Genomic DNA, 25,312 nt, shown 5'->3' on the forward strand with positions numbered 1-25,312 from the left:
GGGCCGCCGTCCGGGTCATTTCGCGTCCGCGTAGCACTCCACCACCGCCGTCGTGAACGGGAAGCGGACCGGACTCTCGCCGAACGTCAGCCGTCCCGCCAGCTCCGCGGCCTCCCGGATCGCGGCCACGACCGCGTCCGCCTCCTCGGCCGGACAGTGCACGATCACCTCGTCGTGCTGGAAGAAGACCAGCTCGGCGGCGAGGTCCGCGCAGGTGCGCCGCAGGGCGGCGAGCAGCAGCAGCGCCCAGTCGGCGGCGCTGCCCTGGACGACGAAGTTGCGCGCGAAGCGGCCGCGGGCGCGGGAGTTGGAGGAGGCGTAGCCCGGCACCCAGCCCTGGTCTCCGAGGGCCTCGGCGGGTTCGTCCTGGGGGAGGCCCGCCTCTTCCGAGGAGGCGTCGGACGCGCCGGCCGCCGGGGGACTCGTCCGCCCCAGCCACGTCCGTACGAGTCGGCCCTCCTCGCCGGCCCGCGCCGCGTCGTCCACGTAGGCGACGGCGCGCGGGAAGCGTCTTCTCAGCGCGGCCAGGTTCTTCAGGCCGTCGCCGGACGTCTGCCCGTACACCGCGCCGAGCACCGCGAGTTTGGCCTGTGCCCGGTCGCCGGCGAAGGCCCGGTCCGACACCGACTGGTACAGGTCGCTCTCCCGGCCCGCGACCTCCATCAGGCCGGGGTCGCGCGAGATCGCGGCCAGCACCCGCGGCTCCATCTGGTCGGCGTCGGCCACCACGAGCCGCCAGCCCGGGTCGGCGACGACGGCACGCCGGATCACCTTGGGGATCTGCAGGGCGCCACCGCCGTTGGTCACCCAGCGGCCGGTGACGGTCCCGCCGGGCAGGTACTCGGGCCGGAAGCGTCCGTCGCGCACCCAGTCCTGGAGCCAGGACCAGCCGTGCGCCACCCAGATCCGGTACAGCTTCTTGTATGCGAGCAGGGGCTTCACGGCAGGGTGCTCGATGGTCTCGATCTCCCACCGCCGAGTGGACTTGATCTTGATCCCGGCCTGCGCGAAGGCCTTGATGACGTCGGCGGGCAGGTCGGGGCGGACGCGTCTGCCGAAGGCGGCCGACACCTCGTCCGTGAGCTCGGCGAGGCGTCTGGGCTCGCCGCCGCCCGCGTACCGCTCGCCGAGCAGTTCGTGCAGTACCTCGCGGTGGACGTCCGCGCGCCACGGCAGCCCGGTGCGGTTCATCTCGGCCGCCACCAGCATGCCCGCGGACTCGGCCGTCGTCAGCAGGTGCATGCGCTCCGGGTGCGCGGTCGTGTCGTGCCGGCGGCGCTGATCGGCGTACACCGCCAGGAGGTCTTCCAGGGGTACGCGGACCGGGCGCGGCTCGAAGAGGGACGACTGCGAGCCGGGCTCGGCGGAGCGCTGCGGGGGATCCGGCGGTACGGGGCCGCCGCGCAGCCTCGCCAGCGCGGCGGCCGCCGACCGGGCCTCCCCGAGCCGGCCCTCGTGGCCCAGCAGCAGTGTCTCGGCGGCCTCGATGTCGTAACACCGCTCCACTCGCACCCCCGCGGCGAGCAGACGCGGATAGACCTCGGCCGTGGACCGCCAGACCCACCGGACCACGTCGGGTCGCCCCCGCACGGCCTCGACCAGGTCCGCCTCCCTGCGCACCGGCCCCGCGGGCAGCCCGTCGGGGCCGAGGGGGGCGACCTCCGCACCACCGTCCTCGGCCGGCCCGAGAGCCCACCGGTCGCTCATGGTTCCGAGTCTCGCAGGGGGGTCTGACAACGGCCGCGGACGCGACCCTACTGATCTTCTTGCTGGTCCTTCTGCTGGTCCTCCGGCTGTCCCCCCACCGCGATGATCTCCAGCACGCGCGCGAGGTAGGACTCCGCCGCTGTCTTGTCGATGCCGAGGCCGCTGAGGACGCCGTTGCCGTTCTCGTACTCCAGGAGGGCCAGGAGGATGTGTTCGGTGCCGATGTAGTTGTGGCCGAGGCGGAGGGCCTCGCGGAAGGTGAGTTCCAGGGCCTTCTTGGCGGCGGGGCCGTACGGGATGAGCTCCGGGACCTCTTCGGCCGCCGGCGGGAGCGCCGCGGTCGCGGCCTCGCGGACGGCGTCCAGGGTCACGCCCTGCGCGGTGATCGCCTTCGCGGCGAGTCCCTCGGGTTCGGAGAGGAGGCCGAGGACGAGGTGCTCGGTGAGTCCCTCCGCGTTGCCCGCGGCCTTCGCCTCGTTGTGCGCGGCCATGACCGCGTTCCGGGCTCGGGGCGTGTAGCGGCCGAAGCCCTGGCTGGGGTCGAGGTCCGACTCGGCTTTGGGGACGAAGCGCTTCTGCGCCGCCTGCCGGGTGACCCCCATGCTCTTGCCGATGTCCGTCCAGGACGCGCCCGATCGCCGGGCCTGGTCCACGAAGTGGCCGATCAGGTGGTCGGCCACGTCGCCGAGGTGGTCCGCCGCGAGCACCGCGTCCTGGAGCTGCTCGAGCGCGTCGGTGTGGACCTTCTTGATGGCCTCGATGAGGTCGTCGAGACGTACGGATGCCTTGACAGGTGGGTTCGTCGTCATGTGTCAACCGTAGGTTGACGGACGGGGGGTGTCAACCCGGAGTTGACACCCTCCGGGCTCCCGTCCAGGCTTCTCTGTCCACAGGGTGTGGACGGTCCGGTCCGGCGGGCGTGACACGATCGACGCATGAGCAGTACGCCCAGCACCGTGGAGCGCGCCTTCGAGACCGCGCTCTACGCCGACAGTGACGCGGCCCTCGACACGGGCGCCTCGCTGCTCGCCGCCGACCCCGCCTCCGACACCGAACTCGCCCGCCGCGGCGAGGAGTTCGTCGCCGCGGCGTGGCGTCGCGGCTGGCAGCCCGCCGACGTCGTACGGATCGTGCGGCGCGAGTTGGACGACGTACACCTGCAGTTGGTGTCGGAGCTGGTGCGCGCGGAGGCCGGCCGGGACCGGCGGCCCCGGGGCCCGCGCTGGGCGGCGCAGCTCGAAGAGCTGGACGCCCGCGCCCCGCGCACCGACCGCTTCTCGCTCGCGACCGCCGCACTGGAGCTGTACCGGCTGCTGCTCCGCCTCCCCACCCTCGAACCCCTCGATACGCACCTGTCCGACGTCACGTCACGGCACCCGGCCGCCTCCCAGGACTCCCGCATGCTCATGCGTATCCGCGCGCTGCTCGCCAAGGCCGAGGCGACCGGATTCCCGGAGGAGGCGGAGGCGCTGAGCGCCAAGGCCCAGGAGCTGATGGCCCGGCACAGCATCGACGAGGCGCTGCTCGCGGCCCGTACGCACGCCAAGGACGCGCCCGGCGCCTGCCGCATCGGTGTCGAGCCGCCGTACGAGACGGCCAAGGCGGTGCTGCTGGACGCGGTGGCCGGCACGAACCGCTGTCGCGCCGTGTGGAACGAGTCGCTCGGATTCTCGACCGTCGTCGGCTTCGAACCCGACCTGGAGGCCGTCGAACTCCTCTACACCTCGCTGCTCGTGCAGGCCACGGCCGCGATGACAAAGGCGGAGGCGGCCCAGCGGGCCGGGGGAAGGAAGCGGACGAAGAGCTTCCGGCAGTCGTTCCTGGCCGCGTACGCGCACCGGATCGGCGACCGGCTGGCGACCGCCGCCGAGGGGGCCGAGGGGGAAGCCGCGTCGCAGGCCCCGGTGGCGGAGCTGCTGCCCGTCCTGGCGGCCCGTGACGTGGCGGTCAACGACCACATGGAGCGGATGTTCCCGGACACCGTCACCACCCGGCTGCGCGGGGTCAACGACGCGGCCGGATGGCAGGAAGGAGCCGCGGCGGCGGACCGCGCCCAGGTCAGGGCACGTCCGCCGCTTCGCTGACGCCCGGCTTGCGCGGGGCGGCTGGGCGCCTCCCGGCCTGCGCCGGGAGCCGCTCAGTCGCCCGCGGGCTGGAACGAGCTCACGGAGGCGTTCGGGTCGGTCGGACCGGTCTTGCCCGCGAGGGGACCGTACGACCACTTGAAGCTCTGGGTGGTGGCGGCGCCGGGCAGGCCGATCTTCAGCGTGGTCGCGGCGAGGCTCTTCCCGTCGCCCGCCGTGCCCCGTACGTAGGTGATCGTGAAGGAGGCGGTACCGCTCGCCGCCAGCGTCAGCTTCGGCGGGGTCGCGGACTTCTCCTCGGGCACGTCCGTACCCGTGCCCCCGTCCAGCACCTTGACGGCGGGGAAGCCCTGAAGGGTGCACTCGGCGCCCTTGTTGGTGAGTGTGACGGGCACGTTGCCGGTGTCGCCGGCGGCCGGGGCGGCGTTGGCGGGGCCGACCTGGATGCCGATCTGGTCGATCTTGCAGGCCGTGGAGGCGGCGGCGGAGGAGGCGGTCGAGGCCTTCTTGCCGCCGTCACTGTCGCTGCTGCTGCCGCCGCTGTCGCAGGCGGTGAGGGTGAGTGCCGCCGCGGCGGCGACGACGGCGATCGGAAGGGCGCGCATGGGTTTCCCCCTGGGTTCGTGAAGGTGCTCATGGATCATCACGCAGACCGCTGGGCGCGCGTTGCGCGGCCCCCCCATCGCGCACCTCTCCCGTGTCGCGTATATCCCGAATGCGAACCGAAGGCCGCCCCGCGACGACGGTATGAGCGACGGACACACGAACGGGCCGCGGAGTCCCAGGGATTCCGCGGGCCCGCCGCCAAGCGCCGACCGGGGTAGATCGGTGCAGGTCAGGGCGGGTCAGGAAGGGGTCGGGCCGGTCAGGAGCCCAGGCTCGCCGTCGGCAGTCCCGACGGGAGCTGACCGCCCTCGGCCTTCGTGTACGACTCCTTGCCGAGGTTCCCCGACCAGGTGACCTTCAGCGTCGTGCTGTTCACGGAGTCGACCATGCCCGTCGCGCGGTCCTTGTTCCCGTCGGTGCACTTGAGGTGGATCATCTGCATGCCCGCCTCGTCACCGGCGGTCCCGGTGCACACGGTGCCGCCCGTCGTGAAGAGCCCGGCCTGCTTGCCGGTGATCACCAGCGCCACGGCCTTGCCGCCGGTCGTGGCCACCCAGCTGCCCTCCAGCTTTCCGGCGGCGGCCGACGGAGTGCTCGAGTCGCCGCCCGTGCCGGCCGTCCCCGAGGCGGACGCGCCGGGACTCGCGGACCCGTCCCCGGAGCCGGACCCCGAGTCGCTGCTGCACCCGGTCAGGGCGAGCGTGCCCGCCAGGCCCGCGGCCACGGCCATGGCCGCGCCCCGGGTCCGCCGCCGCGGAAGGGTCGCCGAAGTCGCCGATGTCACTGAAGCCCCCAAGGGTGATGGTGTCGCTGGGGTCGCCGGAACGACCGCAGCAAGCTATCAGCCACACTCACGAACACCCTGAGCGAGACATCGGGAGAACTTACGAATCTTCTGAGGGAGTTGTCGGGGGGTGATTCCGAGGGAGTTGTCGAGTCACCGCTCCTTGGGAGTCGGCGCGGCATCGGGAGTGCCTCGAGGGCGCCGTCGGACGCGACGCGCTACCAGGACGACTTGCGGACACCCGGCAGGAATCCCGCGTGCGCCTGCTCCCGCAGATTCACCCGGGACAGCCCGAAGGTACGCAGGTAGCCGCGGGGGCGGCCGTCCATGCTGTCGCGGTTGCGGACGCGGGTGGCGCTCGCGTCGCGCGGCTGGCGGCGCAGTTCCTCCCGTGCGGCGGCCCGTTCGGCCTCGGTCGAGGACGGCCGGCGGAGGATCTCCTTCAGTTCGGCCCGCCGCGCCGCGTACCGGGCGACGACCTCCCTGCGCCGCTCGTTCTTCGCGATCTTGCTCTTCTTGGCCATCAGACCCTCACCCCACGGGCCCGGATCCTGGCCACGGCCGCCTCGACGCCGATCGCGTCCACGGTCTTGATGCCCTTCGCGCTCAGCCGCAGCCGTACGTGACGGCCCTCGCTCGGCAGCCAGTAGCGCTTGTGCTGGACGTTCGGGTCGAAGCGGCGGGACGTGCGCCGGTGGGAGTGGGAGATGGAGTTGCCGAAGCCCGGCGTGGCGCCGGTCAGCATGCAGTGCGCGGACAAGGGTGACGCACCTCTCCCTGAGACGTATTGGAAATGGGAGTCATTTTCGTTAACATACCAGCCATGGCACGCAACGAACTCCGTCCCGTCATCAAGCTCCGGTCCACGGCCGGGACCGGCTTCACGTACGTCACCCGCAAGAACCGGCCGCAACGACCCGGACCGGATGACCCTGCGCAAGTTCGACCCGGTCGCCGGCCGGCACGTCGACTTCCGAGAGGAGCGCTGACCGCCATGCGCGAGGGAACCCACCCGGAGTACGGCCCCGTCGTCTTCCGCGACCGCGCCGCGAACCACGCCTTTCTCACCCGCTCGACGCTCGCCGCCACGGCGGGGGAGAAGACGATCGAATGGCAGGACGGCCACACCTACCCGGTGGTGGACGTCGAGATCTCGAACGTGAGCCACCCCTTCTACACGGGCAACGCGCGGGTGCTGGACACCGCGGGCCGGGTGGAACGCTTCGAGCGCCGGTACGGAGCGGCCGGCGACGCGCGCGGCAAGGCAGGCGACAAGGCGCTCGGCGCGGCGGGCGGCAAGCGCGGCGGTGCCGGCTGATGCCGTCCTCGCACCTCTGCGTCGTGATCGTCGGCGGCCTGCACGCGGATGCGCGGCGGGCCGCCGTCGCACGGCTGCTCGCCGACGTTCCCGGCAGCGTCGCCCTCCACCACGACCTGGCGACGGCCGCGGCGGGCACGGTCGTCCGTACGATCCGGGACGCCACCGGAATCGTGTCGGCGGGCGAGGCCCCGCTCGTCAACGACTGCGCGTGCTGCGCCCTGCGCGAGGATCTGGTGCCGGAGCTGCGGCGCCTCGCGGACGCGGGCCTGACACGCCTCGCCGTCGTCGAACTGTGGGACTCGGTCGAGCCCAAGGCCATGGCCGAGGTCGTCGCGGCGGGCGGGCTCCGGCTGACCTCCGTGATCACCGCTGTCGACCCGGCGCTGCTCCTGCCGTACCTCGCCAACGGCGACGACCTCGCAGAGGTCGGCCTCGCCGCTGCCGCCACCGACCGGCGCACGGTCGCCGACACCTTCGCCCGCCAACTGGAGTACGCCCCCGTCCTTGCCGTCGCCGCCTCGGAACAGGCCGACGACGAGGACCGCGCGCTGCTGGCCCAACTCCATCCCACGGCCCGTCGGGTCCCGATCGACGCACTCGACGTGACGGACGGCGAGGCCAGCGAAACCAACTGGTTCGCACCGACCCGGCCCCCGGCCGAGGGCTGGACCCCACCAGGATGGGAAGCGGCCCCCGTCGACACGAAGAACGCCGCTCCCCCGCGCGGGGGCGGGAGCCCGGGCGCGGCCACCTCCGGCACGGACGGAATCGACGGCGCCGATATGGCTGCCGGTGCCGGTGCCGGTGCCGGTGGCCCGGGGGCCGGCCCCGCTGCGGCCGGTGCGGGCCCCCGGTCCGAGGGGGTCGGCTCCGCCATGGATGGTGCGGGCCCCCGGTCCGCGGGTCCGGGTTCTGCTGTCGGCGGTGCGGAAGTCCGATCCGAGGGACCGGGCCCCGCTGTTGGTGGTGCGGGGTCTCGGTCCGAGGGGCTGGACCCCGCTGTCGGCGGTGCGGAACCCCGGTCTGAGGGGTCAGGCTCCGCCGTGGATGGTGCGGGGCTCCGGTCTGTGGGTTCGGGTTCTGCTGTTGGTGGTGCGGGGTCTCGGTCCGAGGGGCTGGACCCCGCTGTCGGCGGTGCGGAACCCCGGTCCGAGGGGTCAGGCTCCGCCGTGGATGGTGCGGGGCTCCGGTCTGTGGGTTCGGGTTCTGCTGTTGGTGGTGCGGGGTCTCGGTCCGAGGGGCTGGACCCCGCTGTCGGCGGTGCGGAACCCCCGTCCGGGGGGTCAGGCTCTGTTGTTGGTGGTGCGGGGCCGTGCTCTGACGGGATCGGTTCCGCTGTGGGCGGGGCCGAACTCCGGTCCGAGAGAACCGGCTCCGCGCTCGTCGACGCCGCGTTCGCCGGGTTCGACGTCGAAGCCGCGGCAGCGGCCCAGCATCCGGCCTGTGCGCTGTTGCCGGCCGAGGCCGACGAGGCCGGTGTCGGCACGCTCGTATGGCATCGGCGACGGCCGTTCCACCCCGAGCGGCTGTACGCGGCGCTGGAGGACCTGACCTGCGCGGCCGCGCGCAGCCGGGGGCGGTTCTGGCTCGCCGACCGGCCCGACACCCTGCTGCACTGGGACGCGGCCGGAGGCGCGCTCTGCGTGGAGAGCGCGGGCCCCTGGCTCGCCTCGCTCCCGGACGCCGCGTGGGACATGGTCCCGCCCGTCCGTCGCGCCGCCGCCGCGCTCGACTGGCACCCGGAGCACGGCGACTGCTGCCAGCACCTCGTCTTCACCTCGCCTGGGCTCGACCGCGAGGGGCTCGAACTGCTCCTGGAGTCCTGCCTGTTGACCGACGCCGAGTACACCGCGGGCCCCGCCCTCTGGAAGCGACTCCCGCCCGCCTTCGACTCCCTCCTGGAGATCTGACCCATGGCCCGCAAGCCGGAACGCAAGCCCGCCGCCAAGTCCCGCCCCAACCCGCTGGACCGCGACGGGATCACGTACATCGACTACAAGGACACCGACCTGCTGCGGAAGTTCATCTCCGACCGCGGCAAGATCCGCAGCCGCCGGGTCACCCGGGTGACCGCGCAGCAGCAGCGGATGCTCGCCCGCGCGATCAAGAACGCGCGCGAGATGGCGCTGTTGCCGTACTCCGGCACCGGCCGCTGATCCCACCCGGCCGACACGCGCCACAGGCAGGAGATTCCCTACGGTCGCCCCGTAGGGAATCTCCTGCCTGTCGTCGTCGCCCATGAACATCACCCAAGCCCCCTCCGTCACGGGCGAACTCCTCGACCCCATGGACACCGAAGCCGAAGCGGGGACCGAGGCCGAGACTGAACCCGGCGGCAGCACGTCATGAACCCCGTCCGGACGGAGTCCCGCCCCCCGCTCCGGAGGACGATCCGCTTCCCCGGCACCGTCGACGTGCGGCTTCTCGCGTACGAGCCGGAACGGACGCCGTGCGTCCGGTGAGCCGACGCCGCTCCGGTGACCCCTCCGGATTGGGCCATTACGTGAACGTTGAAACTCGAAGGGCCCGGTACGCGTCTCTTCTTATTGCATGAGGGGTTCGACCCGGACGACCCAGCGCGGATGATGGCGTGGAAGATCATGCACGGGGGCTGGGGAGCGCATGTGATGCGCTCTCCAGGGCAGACGCTGAACCAGATACGGCCCGGCGAGTACCAGACGGTAGTCGGGCGGTCAACACTCGGTAGTCAAAGGGCGGTAAAAGCTGTAACCGTGGGACCACCCCCCGTGCACGTGCATCTGCCCATGCATCTGCACATGAACAGAGCTATGATCCGGGGCAGTTGGCCACTGCATCAATGGCCACATTGGCCACTGCACGACCGGGGAGCGACTTGTGGACCACGACGTGTACGACGTGGATGACCTGGATGACGTGTACAACGGCATGGCTGCGACCGAGCTGACCGGGGTGGCCTGGCAGAAGAGCAGGCACAGCAACTCGCAGGGCTCCTGCGTGGAGTTCGCGAGGCTGCCCGGAGGCGACGTGGCGGTGCGGAACTCGCGGTTCCCGGAAGGGCCCGCGCTCGTCTACACCCGCGCCGAGATCGAAGCCATGCTCCTGGGCATCAAGGACGGCGAGTTCGACCACCTGATCGCCGGCTGACGTGAGTCGGCGCCGCACACCCGGGCACGCCTTCGGGTGGGGCAACCGGCATAACTGACGGCAACGACCTTCTCGCGGCGCGTAACGCGCGTAGAACCGCGGCGCCAAAAAGCGCCGCGGTTCTCTATTCGGCCGAAACCCCGCCGGCGGCCGGCTGCGGAAGTCTGAAGAGCGCCCATACGACCTTGCCGCTGAGCGTGCCCGCGAGCGGGTGCCAGCCCCAGCTGTCGGCGAACGAGTCGACCAGGAACAGGCCCCGGCCCGACTCCGCCGAGAAGTCCTCCGAGTCGCCCGCGACCGGACTGTCGTGACTGGGGTCGCGCACCGCGCACACCAGACGTGAGGTCCACCGCATCAAGTGCAGCCGCACGGGCCCGCCTTGATCGTCCGAGCGGGGCGTGTCCGAGGGCAGGGCGTGCCGCAGGGCGTTGGTCACGAGCTCGGAGACCACCAGGCAGACGTCGTCGAAGCGCTCGCCGATGTCCCACTGGTCCAGCGTTCCGCGGGTGAACTGCCGCGCTTCGCGCACCGCTTCGTAGCGTGCCGGCAGGGCGCAGGAAGCGGCGCTGGACACAGCCGCGGGGTCGAGCGGCGGAAGTCCCTGCCGTAAGGGCTCGAGCATGGTCGATCCATTCGTCCCCATGCGAGGCACTCCCGGGTGTTCGCGGTCGTTGCGATGCAGCGGTGGCGCGAGGACCATGGTTCCGAATGCGTACAGCAGATGCAAGGGCAGATGCACGTGCACGCGCCCGAATTGGACCTTCCTCCACCCTTTCTTGGTCATTTCTTCTGTCACCTTCTTCCCGCTTGTTGACCCTCTACTGATCTTTTTCTGCGTGGCCCCTTTGGAGTCTTTCCGTTTCTGTAACTGAACGAGTACTGCTTGAAGTGTTTTAGTGGCAGACTTCGGCCCTTGAAGACGGTTGGGGAGGCGGACGAACGTGAGCGCTGGTGAGTCGAGTGGCTCGGTGGTGCGGCGCATGCTGCTGGGATCACATCTGCGGCGCCTGCGGGAGTCGCGCGGAATCACCCGGGAAGCGGCCGGTTACTCGATCCGTGCCTCCGAATCGAAGATCAGCCGCATGGAGTTGGGACGGGTGAGCTTCAAGACGCGCGACGTCGAGGACCTGCTGACGCTGTACGGCATCACCGACGAGGCCGAGCGCACGTCGCTCGTCTCCCTCGCCAAGGAGGCCAACGTCGCGGGCTGGTGGCACAGTTACTCGGACGTCCTGCCCAGCTGGTTCCCGACCTACGTCGGCCTGGAGGGTGCGGCCCACCTGATCCGGTCGTACGAAGTCCAGTTCGTGCACGGCCTGTTGCAGACGGAGGCCTACGCCCGCGCGGTCGTCGCACGCGGCATGCGGGGCGCCTCGCCCGCCGACATCGAGCGGCGCGTCGCGCTGCGCCTGGAGCGGCAGAAATACCTCGTCTCCGAGAAGGCCCCGGAGTTCCACATCGTCCTCGACGAGGCCGCGCTGCGCCGCCCCTACGGCGACCGCGAGGTGATGCGGGGACAACTCCAGCATCTGATCGAGGTGTCGGAGCGTCCCAACGTACGACTTCAGGTCATGCCGTTCAGCTTCGGCGGCCACTCGGGCGAGAGCGGTTCCTTCACCATCCTGAGCTTCCCCGAGTCCGACCTGTCGGACGTCGTCTATCTGGAGCAGCTCACCAGCGCGCTCTACCTGGACAAACGCGAGGACGTCACCCAGTACGAAGGCGCGCTCAAGCAGTTGCAGCAGGACAGCCCCGGGCCCTCCGAGAGCCGCGATCTGCTGCGGGGACTGCTCCAGCTCTCCTGACCTTCTCCCCACCACCTCCGGTGAGTCTTCACGATCTGTTCGCCTGTGAGTCTTCGTGGACTCTTCGGAGGTGCTCTCCAACTCCCTTTGGACGCAAGTACGATGACGTCTGATCAGACGTTGATCGGATGTGTCTGCTGACTCAGACTCGGATGTCTGCCTCGGCAGCAAGGGGATTGAGGGAGCACATGTCGTCCTACTTCACCGACTTGGCCCAGCAGTACATCGACGGCGAGTGGCGCCAGGGCACCGGCTCCTGGGACATCATCGATTTCAACCCGTACAACGGCGAGAAACTGGCGTCGATCACCATAGCCACGGTCGACGAGGTCGACGAGGCCTACCTCGCCGCCCGGCGCGCCCAGAAGGAATGGGCCGCGACCAACCCGTACGCCCGTCGCGCCGTCTTCGAGAAGGCCCTGCGCATCATCGAGGAGCGCGAGGCCGAGATCACCGAGGTGATCATCGCCGAGCTCGGTGGCACCCACCTCAAGGCGGGCTTCGAACTCCACCTGGCCAAGGAGTTCCTGCGCGAGTCGATCCAGCTGGCGCTGCGCCCCGAGGGCAAGATCCTCCCCTCGCCGATCGACGGCAAGGAGAACCGCCTCTACCGCGTGCCCGTCGGTGTCGTGGGCGTGATCAGCCCCTTCAACTTCCCCTTCCTGCTCTCCCTGAAGTCCGTCGCGCCGGCCCTGGCGCTCGGCAACGGCGTGGTCCTCAAGCCGCACCAGAACACCCCGATCGTCGGCGGCTCCCTGGTGGCGAAGATCTTCGAGGACGCGGGCCTGCCCGGTGGTCTGCTCAACGTCGTCATCACCGACATCGCCGAGATCGGCGACGCCTTCATCGAGCACCCCGTCCCGAAGGTCATCTCCTTCACCGGCTCCGACAAGGTCGGCCGCCACGTCGCCACCGTCTGTGCCTCGCACTTCAAGAGCGCGGTGCTGGAGCTCGGCGGCAACAGCGCTCTGGTGGTCCTCGACGACGCGGACATCGACTACGCCGTCGACGCGGCGGTCTTCAGCCGCTACGTCCACCAGGGCCAGGTCTGCATGGCCGCCAACCGCGTGCTCGTGGACCGCTCGATCGCGGACGAGTTCACCGAGAAGTTCGTCGCCAAGGTGAGGACGCTGAAGGTCGGCGACCCGAGCGACCCCCAGACGATCATCGGCCCGGTCATCAACTCCTCCCAGGCGGACGCGCTCACCGGCGCGGTCGACCAGGCGATCGCCGAGGGCGCCACGGCCCTGGTGCGCGGCGCCACCACCGACAACCTCGTCGAGCCGACCGTCCTGACGGACCTGCCCGCCGACTCCGCCATCCTCCAGCAGGAGATCTTCGGCCCGGTCGCGCTCCTCGTCACCTTCGACGGCGAGGAAGAGGCCGTCCGCATCGTCAACGACACCCCGTACGGGCTCAGCGGCGCCGTGCACACCGCCGACGTCGAGCGCGGTGTCGCCTTCGCCAAGCAGATCGACACCGGCATGTTCCACGTCAACGACGGCACCGTCCACGACGAGCCGCTGGTCCCCTTCGGCGGCGAGAAGCACTCCGGCATCGGCCGCCTGAACGGCGAGACGACCGTCGACGCCTTTACCACCCAGAAGTGGATCTCGGTCCAGCACGGCCGCAGCTTCTTCCCGTTCTAGGGCTCCTTCCGTTCGGAGACTTCAGAGACTCTTCGTCGCCATCGGGCCCTTGCGGACAGAAGCTGACCGCAAGGGCCCGTACGTTCATCGGTGTCAGGCAGGGGATGCCGGACACGCAGACCGATGAAAGGCGGCGATCATGGTTACTCACGTTTCGGCGGGGACTCCTGGTGACGAGCGCGGAGCACTGCTCTCCTTCCTGGAGGCCGAGCGCGGCGGGATCCGCCGGGCCCTGATCGGCCTGACGCCGGAGCAGGCCACGAGCCGGCCGAGCGCGAGCGAACTGTCCCTGGCCGGGCTGCTCAAGCACGTCGCCGAGACCGAGCAGGCCTGGATCGCCCGTGCCAAGGGCGAGCAGCCCGCCGTCGAGCGGGACGAGTCGACCTGGCACGAGTGCTTCGCGCTCGTCGGCGACGAGACCGTCGAGTCGCAGCTCGCGTACTGGGAGAAGGTGGCCGCCGAGACGGAGGCGTTCATCCGCTCGGTACCCAGTCTCGACGAGACCTTCGCACTGCCCGAAGCCCCCTGGTTCCCCCGGGAGCGGGTCTCGATGCGCTGGGTGGCGCTCCACCTGATCCGTGAGACGGCCCGGCACGCCGGCCACGCCGACATCATCCGCGAGTCCCTGGACGGCGCCACCGCCTTCGAGCTGGTCGCCCGCGCGCAGGAGGGTTGACCTCCGCGCCCTCATCTGCCCCCATAACCTGGACCGCATGTCAGCGATCCGTCTCCTGGTGCTGGGTGCCGTCCGCCAGCACGGGCGGGCCCACGGCTACCAGGTGCGCAACGACCTCGAGTACTGGGGCGCGCACGAGTGGTCCAACGCCAAGCCCGGCTCGATCTACCACGCGCTCAAGCAGATGGCGAAACAGGGACTGCTGCTCGCCCACGAGATCGCCCCGTCCACGGCGGGCGGCCCGCCGCGCACCGAGTACGAGATCACGGACCAGGGCACCGAGGAGTACTTCACGCTGCTGCGCCGGTCGCTGACCGCGTACGACCAGAAACCGGACATCCTCTCGGCCGCGCTCGGCTTCATGGTCGACCTCGGCCGTGCGGAGACCCTCGAACTCCTCCAGGAGCGGGTGCGCGCCATCGAGGAGTGGCGCAAGTCCGTCACCGGGTACTACACCCCCGAGGACGGCCCCGGACAGCTCGGCCACATCGGCGAGATCATGAACTTCTGGGTCCACTCCGCCGACTCCGGCGCACAGTGGACCCGGGGCCTGATCGAGCGCATCCAGGGCGGCGCGTACACCTTCGCCGGGGAGGGCGAACCCTTCGTCGGCGTCCTGGTCGACGGCGAGGAGAACCCGTACGCCACGGGAACCCCGCACCCCGGCGACCAGGAGTAGCCACGCCCTCCGCCGGAGGGACCCTAGTGATGGAACCCCGTCGCCGCCTCCTTGTCCTGGGTCAGCGGATGCGGCAGTTTGCGCAGTTGGGGAACCAACCGGCTCAGGTCCTCGATGAACAGGTCGGCGAGATCCACCGAGAAGCCGTTGCGGCACACCACACGCAGGACGGACAGGTCCTCCCGGTTGGCCGGGAAGGTGTACGCGGGCACCAGCCAGCCGCTCTCCCGCATGCGCCGGGACACGTCGAAGACGTCGTACGCCGTCACATGGGGTGCCGTGGTGAAAGCGAAGACGGGCAACTCGTCGCCCCGGGTGAGGAGTCGGAAGTCCTCCAGCGCCTCGATCCGCTCGGCGAGCCCGCGGGCCAGGTCTCTGGTCGTCTGCTGCACGGTCCGGAAGCCCTCCCGGCCCAGCCGTAGGAACGTGTAGTACTGCGCCACGACCTGCGCGCCCGGACGGGAGAAGTTGAGGGCGAAGGTGGGCATGTTGCCGCCCAAGTAGTTGACCCGGAAGACGAGTTCCTCGGGCAGCTCGGCGGCGGTCCGCCACAGCGCCCAGCCGACGCCCGGGTAGACCAGTCCGTACTTGTGGCCCGAAGTATTGATCGAGGACACCCGCGGCAACCTGAAGTCCCAGACCAGGTCCGGGTCGAGGAAGGGCGCGATCATCGCGCCCGACGCGCCGTCGACATGGACGGGGATGTCCAGGCCCGTACGCTCCTGGAGCTGGTCGAGGGCCGCGCACAGCTCGGCGATCGGCTCGTACGACCCGTCGAAGGTGGAGCCGAGGATGCCGACAACCCCGATGGTGTTCTCGTCGCACAGCTCGGCCGCCGCCTGTGGGTCGAGATGGAACCGGTCGCCCTCCATGGGCACCTGGCGTGCCTCGACCTCCCAGAAGTTGCAGAACTTCTCCCAGCACACCTGGACGTTCACCCCCATCACGAGATTGGGGCGTGCTCCGGGGTAGCGGTCCGCGTTCCGCTGCATCCAGCGCCGCTTCAGCGCCATGCCGGCGAGCATGCACGCCTCGCTCGACCCGGTCGTCGAACAGCCGACGGTGGACGCCGGATCCGGCGCGTTCCACAAGTCCGCGAGCATCGCCACGCAGCGGCGCTCCAGCTCGGCGGTGCGCGGGTACTCGTCCTTGTCGATCATGTTCTTGTCCCGGCACTCGCCCATCAGCACCCCGGCCTGCGGTTCCATCCAGGTGGTGACGAAGGTGGCGAGGTTCAGCCGCGCGTTCCCGTCCAGCATCAGGTCGTCGTGGACGACCTGATACGCGGTGTTGGGTGGCAGCGGCCCGTCCGGAAGCCGGTGCTTGGGCGGGGCCTCGGTCATGCCCCCGACCGGATTCGCCTCCCCGAAGAAGGGGTTGACGGACACCGGTCGCTCGTCGGGCTTCTCGGGACCTTGGTGGAGCGGCATGGGATCTCCCATCGAGTCGGCGGTCGGACGGTCCTACTGGTTGATCGGAGGGTCCTACTGGTTGAGCGGATCGGGGGTTCTACTGGTTCATCGGATCGGGTTTCCACTGGTTCATCGGATCGGACAGGCCTGTCGGTTCACCGGATCGAGCTCCCGTCGGCGCGCAGCTGCATCTGCGGGCGTCCGGTGACGACCAGCCAGGCCGGTACCGAGGCCAGCACCAGCACCGGCAGCACGGCGGGCTGGGCCACCAGGACGGCCGCCGTGAACAGACTGATCCAGCCCTGCCGGGTGACGGCCAGGAGCACACCCAGGACCGCGCACACCACGGCGAGCGTGGGATTCACCTGCGGTACCAACGCGTGCGCGCACAGCCCGAGAGCTACCCCGGCGAACACGGAGGGAAAGATCCGGCCGCCCCGGAAGCCGCACGAGGTGGCGACCACCAGCGCGGCCAGCTTCACCACGAACATCAGCGCGAACCGTCCCGCCGACCAGCCCTCCGGGTTCGCCGCGAGCGTCTTCACCTCGTCCAGGCCCTTGAAGAGCGTCAGAGGCCCGCCCAGCGCCCCCAGCAGCCCCAGGACGAGACCGCCCACGGGAAGCGCCACCATGGGGTGCCTGAGCCGCGAGAAGGCGCCGTGGACGTAAGGGAGGTCGCACACCGCGGTCATCCCGATCGCCGCGGCCAACGAGGCGACCACCAGGGCGCTCAGCAGGTCGCCCCAGTGGGGGCCCGCGTAGGCGGGCAGCGCGAGGTCGAAGCTCGGGTGCTCCAGCAGCGCCATGGTCAGCGCGCCCGTGCCGCCCGCGAGCAGCGGCGGCAGCAGCCGGTCCCAGAGGGCGCCGGGCCCCGGCTGCCCGGCCAGTACCTCGGAGAAGATCAGCGCGGCGGCCACCGGCGTGCCGAACAGGGCGCCGATCGTGCCCGCGACCGCCAGGCCCACCCACAGCCCCACTGCGGAGCCCGGGACCACGCGGGTGCCGAGCCAGTAGGCGAGGGCCACATTGACGGCCGTGATCGGGTTCTCGGGGCCCAGGCTCACCCCGCCCGCCAGCGTCAGGACGGTGGCGACGAGCAGCCCGGGCAGAACGCGGGGCGGCAGGGGAGCGTCGACCAGGCCCGTGGTCGCCGGATCCGGCCCCGCGTGCCCCGGTACCTTCCACACCACCAGACCCACCGCGATGCCGGTCGCCGTGAGCATCACGACCATCCACAGCACGGAGTAGCGGCCCACGCCCACTGCGTCCGGAAGGGTCTCCCACAGGACGTCCTTGAAGCGGTCGGCGAGCAGGCTGACGCCCAGCAGGACGAGCGCCGCGGCCACACCGACCACCACGGAGGGCACGATCAACGGCAGCAGACGCCGTAAGGGCGTCGCCGTGGACGCATCGGTGCTCACGGCCACACCCTAAGCGGGCAAAAGCCGCACAACATCCCGAAGGGCGCGCTCCGGCGCCTGGGGATTCCGGCTTGCACCTCACGTGGCGTGAGGGCTGATGGTGGGACGCGTACCGAGGAAGGAGCGGAAGTGGGCTACTCAGTGGGGCAGGTCGCCGGTTTCGCCGGGGTCACGGTGCGCACGCTGCACCACTACGACGAGATCGGCCTGCTCGTTCCGAGCGAGCGCAACCACGCGGGGCACCGGCGCTACAGCGACGCCGACCTCGACCGGCTGCAACAGATCCTGTTCTACCGGGAGCTGGGCTTCCCGCTCGACGAGGTCGCGGCCCTGCTCGACGACCCGGAGGCGGACCCGCGCGCGCACCTGCGCCGGCAGCACGAGCTGCTGACCGCCCGGATCGAGAAGCTGCAGAAGATGGCCGCGGCCGTGGAGCACGCCATGGAGGCACGCACGATGGGCATCAACCTCACGCCCGAGGAGAAGTTCGAGGTCTTCGGGGACAAGGATCCCGAGGAGCACGCGGAGGAGGCCGAGCGGCGGTGGGGCGGCACGGCGGAGTACGCCGAGTCACAGCGCCGCGCCGCCCGCTACACCAAGGACGACTGGCAGCGCATCCAGGCCGAGGTCGCCTCCTGGGGCGAGCGCTACGGCGCCCTCATGGAAGCGGGCGAGCCCGCGACCGGCGAGCGGGCCATGGACCTGGCCGAGGAACACCGGCGGCACATCGGCAAGTGGTTCTACGACTGCTCGTACGAGCTCCACGGCTGCCTCGGCGCGATGTACGTGTCCGACGAACGCTTCAAGGCGTACTACGACTCCATGCGCCCGGGTCTCGCCGAGCACCTCAGGGACGCGATCACGGCGAACGCGGCCAGGCACTCCCAGGAAGCCTGACGGCAAGCCGGTAAGGGGCACCCGCAATGGCGGGTGCCCCTTACCGGATTCCGGTTCTGCGGCCGGTCGCGCCCTACTCCTTCACCAGGACCACCGCGGTGCCGTACGCGCACACCTCCGTGCCCACGTCCGCCGCCTCGGTCACGTCGAACCGCATCATCAGCACGCCGTTCGCCCCTCGCACGAGTGCCTGCTCGACGAGTCGTTCCATGGCCTGGTTGCGGGTCTCCACGAGGGTCTTGGTGAGCCCCTTGAGCTCGCCGCCGATCATCGACTTCAGACCCGCGCCGATCTGGCTGCCCAGATGCCGGGATCGCACGGTGAGGCCGAAGACCTCGCCGATGACCTGCTGGACGCGGTAGCCGGGCGCGTCGTTCGTCGTCACGACCAGGACGTCCGACTGGGGTCCCTGGCCGCCTCCGTATTCATCGATGCCCATGGTCCACAGCTTTGTCCCAGTGGGCGCACAGTGCATCCTGGGTGCACCGGTGGAACCTGGCACGGACACTGTGCGTTGATAGCTTTGGCCGACAGTACTGATGTGCTGCCGTACGGCCGTCCCAGGACCGCCGTACTCTTCCTTCACCCCTCAGGAGCCCGGAACCGTGACGACGCTTGCCCTTGGTCCAAGCTGGCTGGATCCGAACACGCTCCTGGACAACTTCGGCATCTGGGGCCTGCTGCTCATCGTCTTCGCCGAGTCCGGCCTGCTGATCGGCTTCTTCCTGCCGGGTGACTCGCTGCTGTTCACCTGCGGCCTGCTGATCACGTCGAACCAGCTGGACTTCCCGCTGTGGGCGGCCGTCGCCCTGATCTGCGTCGCCGCGGTCCTCGGCGACCAGGCGGGTTACCTGTTCGGCAAGAAGGTCGGCCCCTCGCTCTTCACCCGCCCGGACTCCCGCCTCTTCAAGCAGGAGAACGTGGTCAAGGCCCACGAGTTCTTCGAGAAGTACGGGCCCAAGTCCCTGGTCCTCGCCCGCTTCGTGCCCATCGTGCGCACCTTCACGCCGATCATCGCGGGCGTCAGCGGCATGAAGTACCGCTCCTTCCTCACCTTCAACATCATCGGTGGCGTCCTGTGGGGCGCGGGCGTCACGCTGCTCGGCTCCTGGCTCGGCAAGATCGACTTCGTCAACAACAACATCGAGGCGATCCTGATCCTGATCGTCCTCGTCTCGGTGATCCCTATCGCCATCGAGTTCCTGCGGGCGCGCTCCAAGGCCAAGAAGAACCCGCCGGAGCCGGAGGCCCCCCAGGGCCCGGCCGCCTACCAGCAGCAGCCCACGCCCCCCGCCATGGACGACGCGACGCGCCCGCTGCGCATGCACCAGCCGCAGCAGAGCCATGACCCGTACCAGCAGGAGCGGCACCAGCAGGACCAGTACGCCCAGGGATACCCGCAGCAGCAGCCCCAGCAGCCGTACGGCAACCAGGACCAGGGTTACTACCAGGGCCAGGGCCAGGGCTACGACCAGAATTACGGTCAGAACTACGACCCGAACTACGACCAGAGCCAGGGGCAGGGCTACCCGCCCCAGCAGGGTTACCCGCAGCAGCAGCCTTACAGCAACCAGGACCAGAGCTACCAGCAATACCCGTACGGCAACTGAGCGTCCCGAAAGGGGCGCGGGGCTGCGACATATGCGGCTCCGCCGCGTGGGCGCGACCAGCCACAACAAGCCCGCAGTCGCCGCCGAACAGAAGCGACCGAGCTCTCGTGCGCCCGGCGCTCAGAACCCCCGCGTCCGCTTCGCGGCCCTGCGCCCCCCGGCGGCGCCCCCCGGCACCCGCAGGAACAGCCGGGAGATCTCCGACCCCAGGTTCACACCGATGGCGATGGCCATGGCGAGCGCCGCGGCCTTGGAGAGCGAAACCAGGCCCTTGTCGACGTTGCTCTGGGCGATCGACAGCAGCCCGAAGTAAGTGGCCGACCCTGGGAGCAGGGGCCCTATCGCGGCGGTCGTGTACGGCAGCGCGGACGCGAACCGGTAGCGGGACAGCAGCTGCCCGAAGAGGCCCACCAGGCCCGCGGCGACGGCGGTGGAGGCGACCGGCGAGATACCGCCCGCGTAGTGCATCGCCCCGTACACCGACCAGGCGACGCCTCCGTTGAGGGTCACCGCGAGCACGGTGGATCGTTCCTGTTGGAGCAGGACGGCGAAGGTCAGCGACAGCAGCATGGCGGCGGCGATCTGAAGCAGGGGCCGCTCGGAGATGCTGAGCGCCTGGTCCGGATTGAGCGCGGCGCCGAACTTCACGCCGAAATAGAGCACGATGAGGACGCCGACGATGATGCCGACGAAGAGGTACATGACCTCCAGGAGGCGCGCGGACGCGGTGATGTAGAAGCCGGTCAGTCCGTCCTGGACGCCCGCGACGAGCGCCCGTCCGGGCAGCAGCGCGAACAGACCACCGGTGATCACCGCGGACGAGTTCGTGTCGACGTGCGCGAGCTGGAGCGCGACACCTATCGCGGCCGGCGGCATCGCGGCCACCGTGAACTGGTAGAACTCCGGCAGCCCGCGCCCCGCGCAGAGCCAGGCCAGCCGGTCGCCCAGCATCGCGCCGAGCGCCGCGGCGACGAACACGATCGCGTCACCGCCCACGAGCACCGAGGCCGCACCCGCCAGCAGCCCGGTGCAGCCGGTCAGCACCCAGCCGGGATACGGATGCCGGTTGCGCCGCATCTCCGCGAGGCGCCGGTAGGCCTCCTCCAGGGAGAACGCGGTCTCCGGGTCGCTCAGGTCGTCGACGAGCCGGTAGACGGCCGCGAGCCGCGTGTAGTCGGTGCCCCGGCGGCGTACGGTCCGGGAAGCCGTCACGGGATCGTCCACCAGGGACGGCTGGTGCGAGATGGACAACAGGGTGAAGGTGACGTTCGGCTCGCAGCGGTCCAGGCCGAACGAGCGGCAGACGGCGAACATCGCCGTCTCCACGTCCTCGGCGCCCTCACCGCCCGCGAGTAGCAACTCGCCGATGCGCAGCGTCAGGTCGAGCACGCGGGGGACGGCCGGGCCGGCCTCGTCCTCCTTGTGCAGCAGTTCGGGTGCCGGACGCTCGGCCACCGGCATGCGCAGCATCGTGCGCATCCGGTCCTGCCAGGGCACGTCCTTGGTCAGGCTGACCACGGGGATGCCGGTCGCCGGTGTGAAGGCGGGCGGGGCGTGCTTCGCGCTGTAGGTGCGCGGGTTGCTGAACGCCGATCCCTCGGACTCGGTACCTGCCGTCTCGGGCGGCACGAGCCCCTTGGGGACCGCGAACTCCGACGTGGTCCCCGATTCGTCCTCGACCGCCGGTGCCACGCCGTCCGGCTGTGCGAAGGCACTCCTCGCCTCGTCCGACTGCGGTTTGCGGTCCTCCGCCTCCGTCACCCACCACTCCCGCTGTTGCCGACCGTGCGCCTCCCGTACGCCCCAGTATGCGCACGGATACGCGAACGGGCCGCGCCACCCCGGGAGGGGTCACGCGGCCCGCGGGGCTCAGGAGGGATCAGTGACCGCCCTGCTCCTTCAAGCGCTTGTAGGAACGCTCGATCTCGGCCTCGGCCTCCGCGCGGCCGACCCAGTTGGCGCCCTCGACGGACTTGCCGGGCTCGAGGTCCTTGTAGACCTCGAAGAAGTGCTGGATCTCCAGGCGGTCGAACTCCGACACGTGGTGGATGTCCCGCAGGTGCTCCACACGCGGGTCGTGCGCCGGGACGCACAGCAGCTTGTCGTCGCCGCCGGCCTCGTCCGTCATACGGAACATGCCGATCGCGCGGCACTGGATGAGGCAGCCCGGGAAGGTCGGCTCGTCCAGGATGACCAGCGCGTCCAGCGGGTCGCCGTCCTCGCCGAGGGTGTTCTCGACGAAGCCGTAGTCGGCCGGGTAGCTGGTCGAGGTGAAGAGTCGACGGTCCAAGCGGATCCGACCGGTCTCGTGGTCCACCTCGTACTTGTTCCGCGAACCCTTCGGAATCTCGATCGTGACGTCGAACTCCACCGGTGGCTCCTCCATGATCAACACATAGTTCTGGTGGTTAAGTGTCCCTCACGCAGGTGTGTGATCGCGAAAGGGGCTGGTGGTCGTGCCAGAGCTGAGGGCTTGGCGGGCCGCGAGACCGCATGTGGTGCGGATCAAGCGGACCGTGCAGCCGCATGTGACGCGGGTCGCGCAGGCCGTGCAGCCGCGTGTGACGAAGGCTGCGCAGTCCGTGCGACCGCATGTGGTGCGGGCTGCTCAAGCCGTGCGGCCGCGTCCCGTGAAGGTCACGACCCCGCGGCTCACAGCCGTCGCCGCCACCGCGGGCCTGGCACTCGCGGCCGGGGCGGTGGCCTTCGCCGGCCCCTGGGACTCCTCCGGTCAGCGTACGGCCGAGCGTGACTGGGCCGCATCGCGAGAAGGGGAGGGTGGCGCAGATCACGGACGTAGTTCCGATACGTCCCCCACGGCGCCGAAGCCCGCGCCCAGCGCCGCCTCCGTGCTGACCGGTCTCGGCGGCTCCACCGTCTCGGTGCCCGCACCCACCCAGAAGGCCCTCACGAGCACCCTCGACCGGCTCCTGGGCGACCCCGCGCTTGGCGGGCGGCGCACGGCCGTGGTCGTCGACGTGGCGACCGGCAAGCGGCTGTACGGCAAGGGCGCCGACGACGCGCAGACCCCGGCCTCCACCACGAAGATCGCCACCGCGGTCGCCGCGCTCTCCGCGGCGGGCGCCGACCACCGCATCGAGACCCGCGCGGTCCTGGAGCCCGGCACCAAGGAGGTCGTGCTCGTCGGCGGCGGCGACCCCACGCTGACCGCCCGCAAGGAGGCGGCGGGCTGGGCGAGCCTGCGGACCCTGGCCGACGAGACGGCGACCGCCCTGAAGGCCCGTCATCTGAACCAGGTGACGCTCTCCTACGACACCTCGCTCTACACCGGTCCCGCCCTGCACCCCATCGGCTCCAACCCCAACCTCGCGCCGGTCAGCGCCCTGATGGTCGACGAGGCCCGCACCGACGGCTCGGCCAGCGGCCCGGTCAACCGCGCCGCGGACCCGGCGGCGGACGCGGCCGTGAAGTTCGCGGGGCTGCTGGAGGCCAAGGGCATCAAGACGACGACCCCCGGCCCCTCCAAAGCGACGAACCGCTCGCAGTCCCTCGCCTCGGTCTCCTCGCCGCCCCTGTCCGCCCTCATCGAGCGGATGCTGACGAACAGCGACAACGACATCGCGGAGGCCATGGCCCGCCAAGTCGCCCTCGCCACCGGCCGGGCGGCCGACTTCGACGGCGGCGCGGCGGCGATCGACGCCGAGCTGAAGAAGCTCGGACTCCCGCTGTCCGGCGCGCACTTCACGGACGGCAGCGGTCTGAACCGGGACGACAGACTGACGGCGGACCTGCTCACGGCCCTCCTGGTCAAGGCCGGTGACCCCGCGCACCCCGAACTCCGGCCCATCCTGACCGGTCTGCCGGTCGCCGGCTTCACGGGCACCCTCAGCGACCGTTACGCCCACGACGCGTCCGGCACCGGCCTCGTACGCGCCAAGACCGGCACGCTGACCGGGGTGAACACCCTGGCGGGCACGGTCGTCGACGCCGACGGCCGCCTGCTGGCCTTCGCCTTCCTGGCCTCCGACACGACCGACCCGTCGGCGGCCCAGTCGGCCCTGGACCGCACGGCCTCGGCACTGGCAGGCTGCGGCTGCCGCTAGGCCCTGTCGTCACATTCCCGTCTGCCCCGCGACGCCATGCACGCCCTCTCGCCGCACCGGGCACAGACCCAAGTACATCCAGTACGAGGGCCTGTGCGCGGCACGCCGAGAGCACGCACCTGACGCCGCAGGGCCCGCCCTCCGGGCGGACGACGGGAATGTGACGACAGGGCCTAGGGCCTGCCCGCGCAGGTCCTGGGGCACCACTCGTATCAGGAGCCCCGTGCGCCCCCGAGCACAGGCGCATCCGGTGCCTTACCCCTCACCGCACTCGGACCCGCTCACGTACGGTTGACGCATGACGAGCATCGGTGGTGCCGAGATGGTCGACTGGAATCTCGCGGTGGCGACCGCGACACGGCTTGTGCGGCCTGGCCCCGAGGTGAGCCGCGACGAGGCCCGAGAGGTCGTCGCGGAGCTGCGTCGGCATGCGAAGGCCTCGGAGGAACACGTCCGGGGCTTCACTCGTATGGGCACGGGCGACATCCACGACACCCCCATCCTGGTGGTGGACCGCCCGGGCTGGGTCCGGGCGAACGTCGCGGGGTTCCGGGAGCTCCTGAAGCCCCTGCTGGACAAGATGCAGGAACGGCGGGGGACCACCCCGGGCGGGGCCGTCCTCGGCGCCGTCGGCGGCAAGGTCACCGGCGTGGAGCTGGGCATGCTGCTGTCGTTCCTGTCGTCGCGCGTCCTCGGGCAGTACGAGACCTTCGCCCCGCCGACGAGGGAACTCCCGGCGGGTGAGAACGGCGGCGGCAGGCTCCTCCTCGTCGCGCCGAACATCGTCCATGTGGAGCGCGAACTCGACGTGGAGCCTCACGACTTCCGCCTGTGGGTGTGTCTGCACGAGGAGACGCACCGTACGCAGTTCACGGCCGTGCCCTGGTTGCGCGACCACCTGGAGGGCGAAATCCAGTCTTTCTTGGGCGAGACCGAGGTCGACCCCATGACGGTCCTGGAGCGCATCAGGGAGGCGGCCCAGTCGCTCGCGGGCGGCCGTCCCGAGGGCGAGGAGGACGACGGGGGCCGGTCCCTGGTCGAGATCGTGCAGACGCCGGCCCAGCGTGAGATCCTCGGCCGCCTCACCGCCGTGATGTCCCTCCTGGAGGGCCACGCGGACTTCGTGATGGACGGCGTGGGGCCCGACGTGGTCCCGTCCGTGGGTGAGATCCGCGAAAAGTTCCAGCAGCGCCGGGCCAAGGGGGCCTCGCGGCTCGACCTCGCCCTGCGCAAGCTGCTCGGTTTGGATGCCAAACTGAGGCAGTACAGGGACGGTGAGCGGTTCGTGCGCGCGGTCGTCGACCAGGTGGGCATGGACGGCTTCAACCGGGTGTGGACTTCCCCGAACACCCTCCCGACCAAGACGGAGATCGCCAAACCGGCGGACTGGGTCGCACGGGTGCACCGCAAGGCGGAGTCGTGAAGCCTACGGCAAGGTCGTGAAACGAATTCGGCCGACGGCAGGTGAACG

At 70.5% G+C, this 25,312-nt stretch carries 24 protein-coding genes and 3 pseudogenes; 15 read left to right on the forward strand and 12 right to left on the reverse strand.

Going from position 1 to position 25,312, the window contains the following annotated elements:
* Nucleotides 1–15: 15 nt before the first annotated feature.
* Both OG798_RS29985 and OG798_RS29990 read right to left on the reverse strand, forming a co-directional pair.
* Nucleotides 16–1,707 carry a bifunctional 3'-5' exonuclease/DNA polymerase gene (locus OG798_RS29985; protein ID WP_095853330.1) on the reverse strand — a complete coding sequence of 564 codons (1,692 nt, stop codon included), beginning with the start codon at nt 1,705–1,707 and terminating at the stop codon, nt 16–18.
* A 47-nt stretch (nt 1,708–1,754) separates the two neighbouring features.
* Nucleotides 1,755–2,516, reverse strand: coding sequence for a Clp protease N-terminal domain-containing protein (locus tag OG798_RS29990; RefSeq protein WP_328757980.1), 762 nt, complete (start codon nt 2,514–2,516; stop codon nt 1,755–1,757).
* 126 nt (nt 2,517–2,642) lie between these two features.
* Here OG798_RS29990 and OG798_RS29995 point away from each other — a divergent pair, with 126 nt between their 5' ends.
* Nucleotides 2,643–3,791, forward strand: coding sequence for a DUF2786 domain-containing protein (locus tag OG798_RS29995; protein WP_328757981.1), 1,149 nt, complete (start codon nt 2,643–2,645; stop codon nt 3,789–3,791).
* Between the two features lie 53 nt (nt 3,792–3,844).
* Here the strand turns inward: OG798_RS29995 and OG798_RS30000 are convergent, their stop codons facing one another.
* The 4 genes from OG798_RS30000 to rpmB all read right to left on the reverse strand — a co-directional run bounded on the left by OG798_RS30000 (nt 3,845) and on the right by rpmB (nt 5,941).
* Nucleotides 3,845–4,396, reverse strand: a complete 552-nt coding sequence (locus tag OG798_RS30000) for a DUF4232 domain-containing protein (protein ID WP_328757982.1) — start codon at nt 4,394–4,396, stop codon at nt 3,845–3,847.
* 260 nt (nt 4,397–4,656) lie between these two features.
* On the reverse strand, nt 4,657–5,127 hold the full coding sequence (locus OG798_RS30005; RefSeq protein WP_095853326.1) for a hypothetical protein: 471 nt from the start codon (nt 5,125–5,127) through the stop codon (nt 4,657–4,659).
* Nucleotides 5,128–5,399: 272 nt separating this feature from the next.
* Entirely contained in the window at nt 5,400–5,705 is a 306-nt protein-coding gene (gene rpsN, locus OG798_RS30010; RefSeq protein ID WP_095853325.1) for a 30S ribosomal protein S14, read from the reverse strand.
* Nucleotides 5,705–5,941 carry a 50S ribosomal protein L28 gene (gene rpmB, locus OG798_RS30015; RefSeq protein ID WP_095853324.1) on the reverse strand — a complete coding sequence of 79 codons (237 nt, stop codon included), beginning with the start codon at nt 5,939–5,941 and terminating at the stop codon, nt 5,705–5,707. Before rpmB ends, rpsN begins: the two co-directional genes overlap by 1 nt.
* Before the next feature lie 63 nt (nt 5,942–6,004).
* Between rpmB and rpmG the strand changes: the two are divergent.
* From rpmG to OG798_RS30045, 6 genes and pseudogenes are all read left to right on the forward strand, one after another.
* Nucleotides 6,005–6,170: pseudogene (rpmG, locus tag OG798_RS30020) on the forward strand (50S ribosomal protein L33).
* A 5-nt stretch (nt 6,171–6,175) separates the two neighbouring features.
* Entirely contained in the window at nt 6,176–6,499 is a 324-nt protein-coding gene (locus OG798_RS30025) for a type B 50S ribosomal protein L31 (RefSeq protein WP_267062508.1), read from the forward strand.
* Nucleotides 6,499–7,107, forward strand: a pseudogene (locus tag OG798_RS30030) (GTP-binding protein); the annotation flags it as partial. The gene OG798_RS30025 and the pseudogene OG798_RS30030, both read left to right, overlap by 1 nt.
* Before the next feature lie 774 nt (nt 7,108–7,881).
* Nucleotides 7,882–8,412, forward strand: a pseudogene (locus tag OG798_RS30035) (GTP-binding protein); the annotation flags it as partial.
* Between the two features lie 3 nt (nt 8,413–8,415).
* A complete protein-coding gene (gene rpsR / locus OG798_RS30040) occupies nt 8,416–8,658 on the forward strand; it encodes a 30S ribosomal protein S18 (protein WP_190171232.1) in 243 nt (80 codons plus the stop codon).
* Nucleotides 8,659–9,358: 700 nt separating this feature from the next.
* A complete protein-coding gene (locus tag OG798_RS30045; RefSeq protein ID WP_060896084.1) occupies nt 9,359–9,628 on the forward strand; it encodes a DUF397 domain-containing protein in 270 nt (89 codons plus the stop codon).
* 124 nt (nt 9,629–9,752) lie between these two features.
* Here OG798_RS30045 and OG798_RS30050 read toward each other — a convergent pair whose 3' ends face one another.
* The gene (locus OG798_RS30050) at nt 9,753–10,271 is read right to left on the reverse strand and encodes an ATP-binding protein (RefSeq protein WP_267062509.1); all 519 of its coding nucleotides are present in this window, start codon (nt 10,269–10,271) and stop codon (nt 9,753–9,755) included.
* Between the two features lie 337 nt (nt 10,272–10,608).
* On the opposite strand from OG798_RS30050, the gene OG798_RS30055 reads away from it, so the two are divergent.
* The 4 genes from OG798_RS30055 to OG798_RS30070 all read left to right on the forward strand — a co-directional run bounded on the left by OG798_RS30055 (nt 10,609) and on the right by OG798_RS30070 (nt 14,437).
* Nucleotides 10,609–11,433: a helix-turn-helix domain-containing protein gene (locus OG798_RS30055; RefSeq protein WP_095857879.1), complete on the forward strand. Its 825-nt coding sequence runs from the start codon at nt 10,609–10,611 to the stop codon at nt 11,431–11,433.
* 188 nt (nt 11,434–11,621) lie between these two features.
* Nucleotides 11,622–13,082, forward strand: a complete 1,461-nt coding sequence (locus tag OG798_RS30060; protein WP_267062510.1) for an aldehyde dehydrogenase family protein — start codon at nt 11,622–11,624, stop codon at nt 13,080–13,082.
* A 139-nt stretch (nt 13,083–13,221) separates the two neighbouring features.
* On the forward strand, nt 13,222–13,758 hold the full coding sequence (locus OG798_RS30065) for a DinB family protein (RefSeq protein ID WP_095853320.1): 537 nt from the start codon (nt 13,222–13,224) through the stop codon (nt 13,756–13,758).
* A gap of 37 nt (nt 13,759–13,795) precedes the next feature.
* Nucleotides 13,796–14,437: a PadR family transcriptional regulator gene (locus tag OG798_RS30070; protein ID WP_121415433.1), complete on the forward strand. Its 642-nt coding sequence runs from the start codon at nt 13,796–13,798 to the stop codon at nt 14,435–14,437.
* Between the two features lie 23 nt (nt 14,438–14,460).
* Here OG798_RS30070 and OG798_RS30075 read toward each other — a convergent pair whose 3' ends face one another.
* Both OG798_RS30075 and OG798_RS30080 read right to left on the reverse strand, forming a co-directional pair.
* Nucleotides 14,461–15,867: a glutamate decarboxylase gene (locus tag OG798_RS30075; RefSeq protein WP_095853318.1), complete on the reverse strand. Its 1,407-nt coding sequence runs from the start codon at nt 15,865–15,867 to the stop codon at nt 14,461–14,463.
* A gap of 137 nt (nt 15,868–16,004) precedes the next feature.
* Nucleotides 16,005–17,270 (reverse strand): ion channel protein, encoded by a 1,266-nt coding sequence (locus OG798_RS30080; RefSeq protein WP_328757983.1) that lies wholly within the window; start codon nt 17,268–17,270, stop codon nt 16,005–16,007.
* Between the two features lie 129 nt (nt 17,271–17,399).
* Between OG798_RS30080 and OG798_RS30085 the strand changes: the two genes are divergently transcribed.
* Nucleotides 17,400–18,167, forward strand: coding sequence for a MerR family transcriptional regulator (locus tag OG798_RS30085; protein ID WP_095853317.1), 768 nt, complete (start codon nt 17,400–17,402; stop codon nt 18,165–18,167).
* 73 nt (nt 18,168–18,240) lie between these two features.
* On the opposite strand, the gene OG798_RS30090 is transcribed toward OG798_RS30085, so the two are convergent.
* A complete protein-coding gene (locus OG798_RS30090; RefSeq protein ID WP_097225190.1) occupies nt 18,241–18,606 on the reverse strand; it encodes a YbjQ family protein in 366 nt (121 codons plus the stop codon).
* A 166-nt stretch (nt 18,607–18,772) separates the two neighbouring features.
* Between OG798_RS30090 and OG798_RS30095 the strand changes: the two genes are divergently transcribed.
* The gene (locus OG798_RS30095) at nt 18,773–19,777 is read left to right on the forward strand and encodes a DedA family protein (RefSeq protein ID WP_328757984.1); all 1,005 of its coding nucleotides are present in this window, start codon (nt 18,773–18,775) and stop codon (nt 19,775–19,777) included.
* A gap of 120 nt (nt 19,778–19,897) precedes the next feature.
* Here the strand turns inward: OG798_RS30095 and OG798_RS30100 are convergent, their stop codons facing one another.
* Nucleotides 19,898–21,538: a threonine/serine ThrE exporter family protein gene (locus OG798_RS30100; RefSeq protein ID WP_095853314.1), complete on the reverse strand. Its 1,641-nt coding sequence runs from the start codon at nt 21,536–21,538 to the stop codon at nt 19,898–19,900.
* Nucleotides 21,539–21,656: 118 nt separating this feature from the next.
* The gene (locus tag OG798_RS30105) at nt 21,657–22,148 is read right to left on the reverse strand and encodes an inorganic diphosphatase (protein WP_054237475.1); all 492 of its coding nucleotides are present in this window, start codon (nt 22,146–22,148) and stop codon (nt 21,657–21,659) included.
* A 79-nt stretch (nt 22,149–22,227) separates the two neighbouring features.
* Here OG798_RS30105 and dacB point away from each other — a divergent pair, with 79 nt between their 5' ends.
* Both dacB and OG798_RS30115 read left to right on the forward strand, forming a co-directional pair.
* A complete protein-coding gene (dacB, locus tag OG798_RS30110; protein WP_121415431.1) occupies nt 22,228–23,841 on the forward strand; it encodes a D-alanyl-D-alanine carboxypeptidase/D-alanyl-D-alanine endopeptidase in 1,614 nt (537 codons plus the stop codon).
* A gap of 298 nt (nt 23,842–24,139) precedes the next feature.
* On the forward strand, nt 24,140–25,264 hold the full coding sequence (locus tag OG798_RS30115; protein ID WP_095853312.1) for a zinc-dependent metalloprotease: 1,125 nt from the start codon (nt 24,140–24,142) through the stop codon (nt 25,262–25,264).
* Nucleotides 25,265–25,312: the final 48 nt, after the last annotated feature.

It is taken from the genome of Streptomyces sp. NBC_00271, from assembly GCF_036178845.1.
Lineage (GTDB): Bacteria > Actinomycetota > Actinomycetes > Streptomycetales > Streptomycetaceae > Streptomyces.

Excerpts from the sequence above, each read along its gene's own strand:
- OG798_RS30065 (WP_095853320.1), top strand. The coding sequence starts at position 13,222 with ATGGTTACTCACGTTTCGGCGGGGACTCCTGGTGACGAGCGCGGAGCA.
- rpsN (WP_095853325.1), bottom strand. The coding sequence starts at position 5,705 with ATGGCCAAGAAGAGCAAGATCGCGAAGAACGAGCGGCGCAGGGAGGTC.
- rpsR (WP_190171232.1), top strand. The coding sequence starts at position 8,416 with ATGGCCCGCAAGCCGGAACGCAAGCCCGCCGCCAAGTCCCGCCCCAAC.
- OG798_RS29995 (WP_328757981.1), top strand. The coding sequence starts at position 2,643 with ATGAGCAGTACGCCCAGCACCGTGGAGCGCGCCTTCGAGACCGCGCTC.
- OG798_RS30090 (WP_097225190.1), bottom strand. The coding sequence starts at position 18,606 with ATGGGCATCGATGAATACGGAGGCGGCCAGGGACCCCAGTCGGACGTC.
- OG798_RS30055 (WP_095857879.1), top strand. The coding sequence starts at position 10,609 with ATGCTGCTGGGATCACATCTGCGGCGCCTGCGGGAGTCGCGCGGAATC.
- OG798_RS30005 (WP_095853326.1), bottom strand. The coding sequence starts at position 5,127 with ATGGCCGTGGCCGCGGGCCTGGCGGGCACGCTCGCCCTGACCGGGTGC.
- OG798_RS30060 (WP_267062510.1), top strand. The coding sequence starts at position 11,622 with ATGTCGTCCTACTTCACCGACTTGGCCCAGCAGTACATCGACGGCGAG.
- OG798_RS30025 (WP_267062508.1), top strand. The coding sequence starts at position 6,176 with ATGCGCGAGGGAACCCACCCGGAGTACGGCCCCGTCGTCTTCCGCGAC.
- OG798_RS30050 (WP_267062509.1), bottom strand. The coding sequence starts at position 10,271 with ATGGGGACGAATGGATCGACCATGCTCGAGCCCTTACGGCAGGGACTT.
- OG798_RS30115 (WP_095853312.1), top strand. The coding sequence starts at position 24,140 with ATGACGAGCATCGGTGGTGCCGAGATGGTCGACTGGAATCTCGCGGTG.
- OG798_RS30000 (WP_328757982.1), bottom strand. The coding sequence starts at position 4,396 with ATGCGCGCCCTTCCGATCGCCGTCGTCGCCGCCGCGGCGGCACTCACC.
- OG798_RS30075 (WP_095853318.1), bottom strand. The coding sequence starts at position 15,867 with ATGCCGCTCCACCAAGGTCCCGAGAAGCCCGACGAGCGACCGGTGTCC.
- OG798_RS30070 (WP_121415433.1), top strand. The coding sequence starts at position 13,796 with ATGTCAGCGATCCGTCTCCTGGTGCTGGGTGCCGTCCGCCAGCACGGG.
- OG798_RS29985 (WP_095853330.1), bottom strand. The coding sequence starts at position 1,707 with ATGAGCGACCGGTGGGCTCTCGGGCCGGCCGAGGACGGTGGTGCGGAG.
- OG798_RS29990 (WP_328757980.1), bottom strand. The coding sequence starts at position 2,516 with ATGACGACGAACCCACCTGTCAAGGCATCCGTACGTCTCGACGACCTC.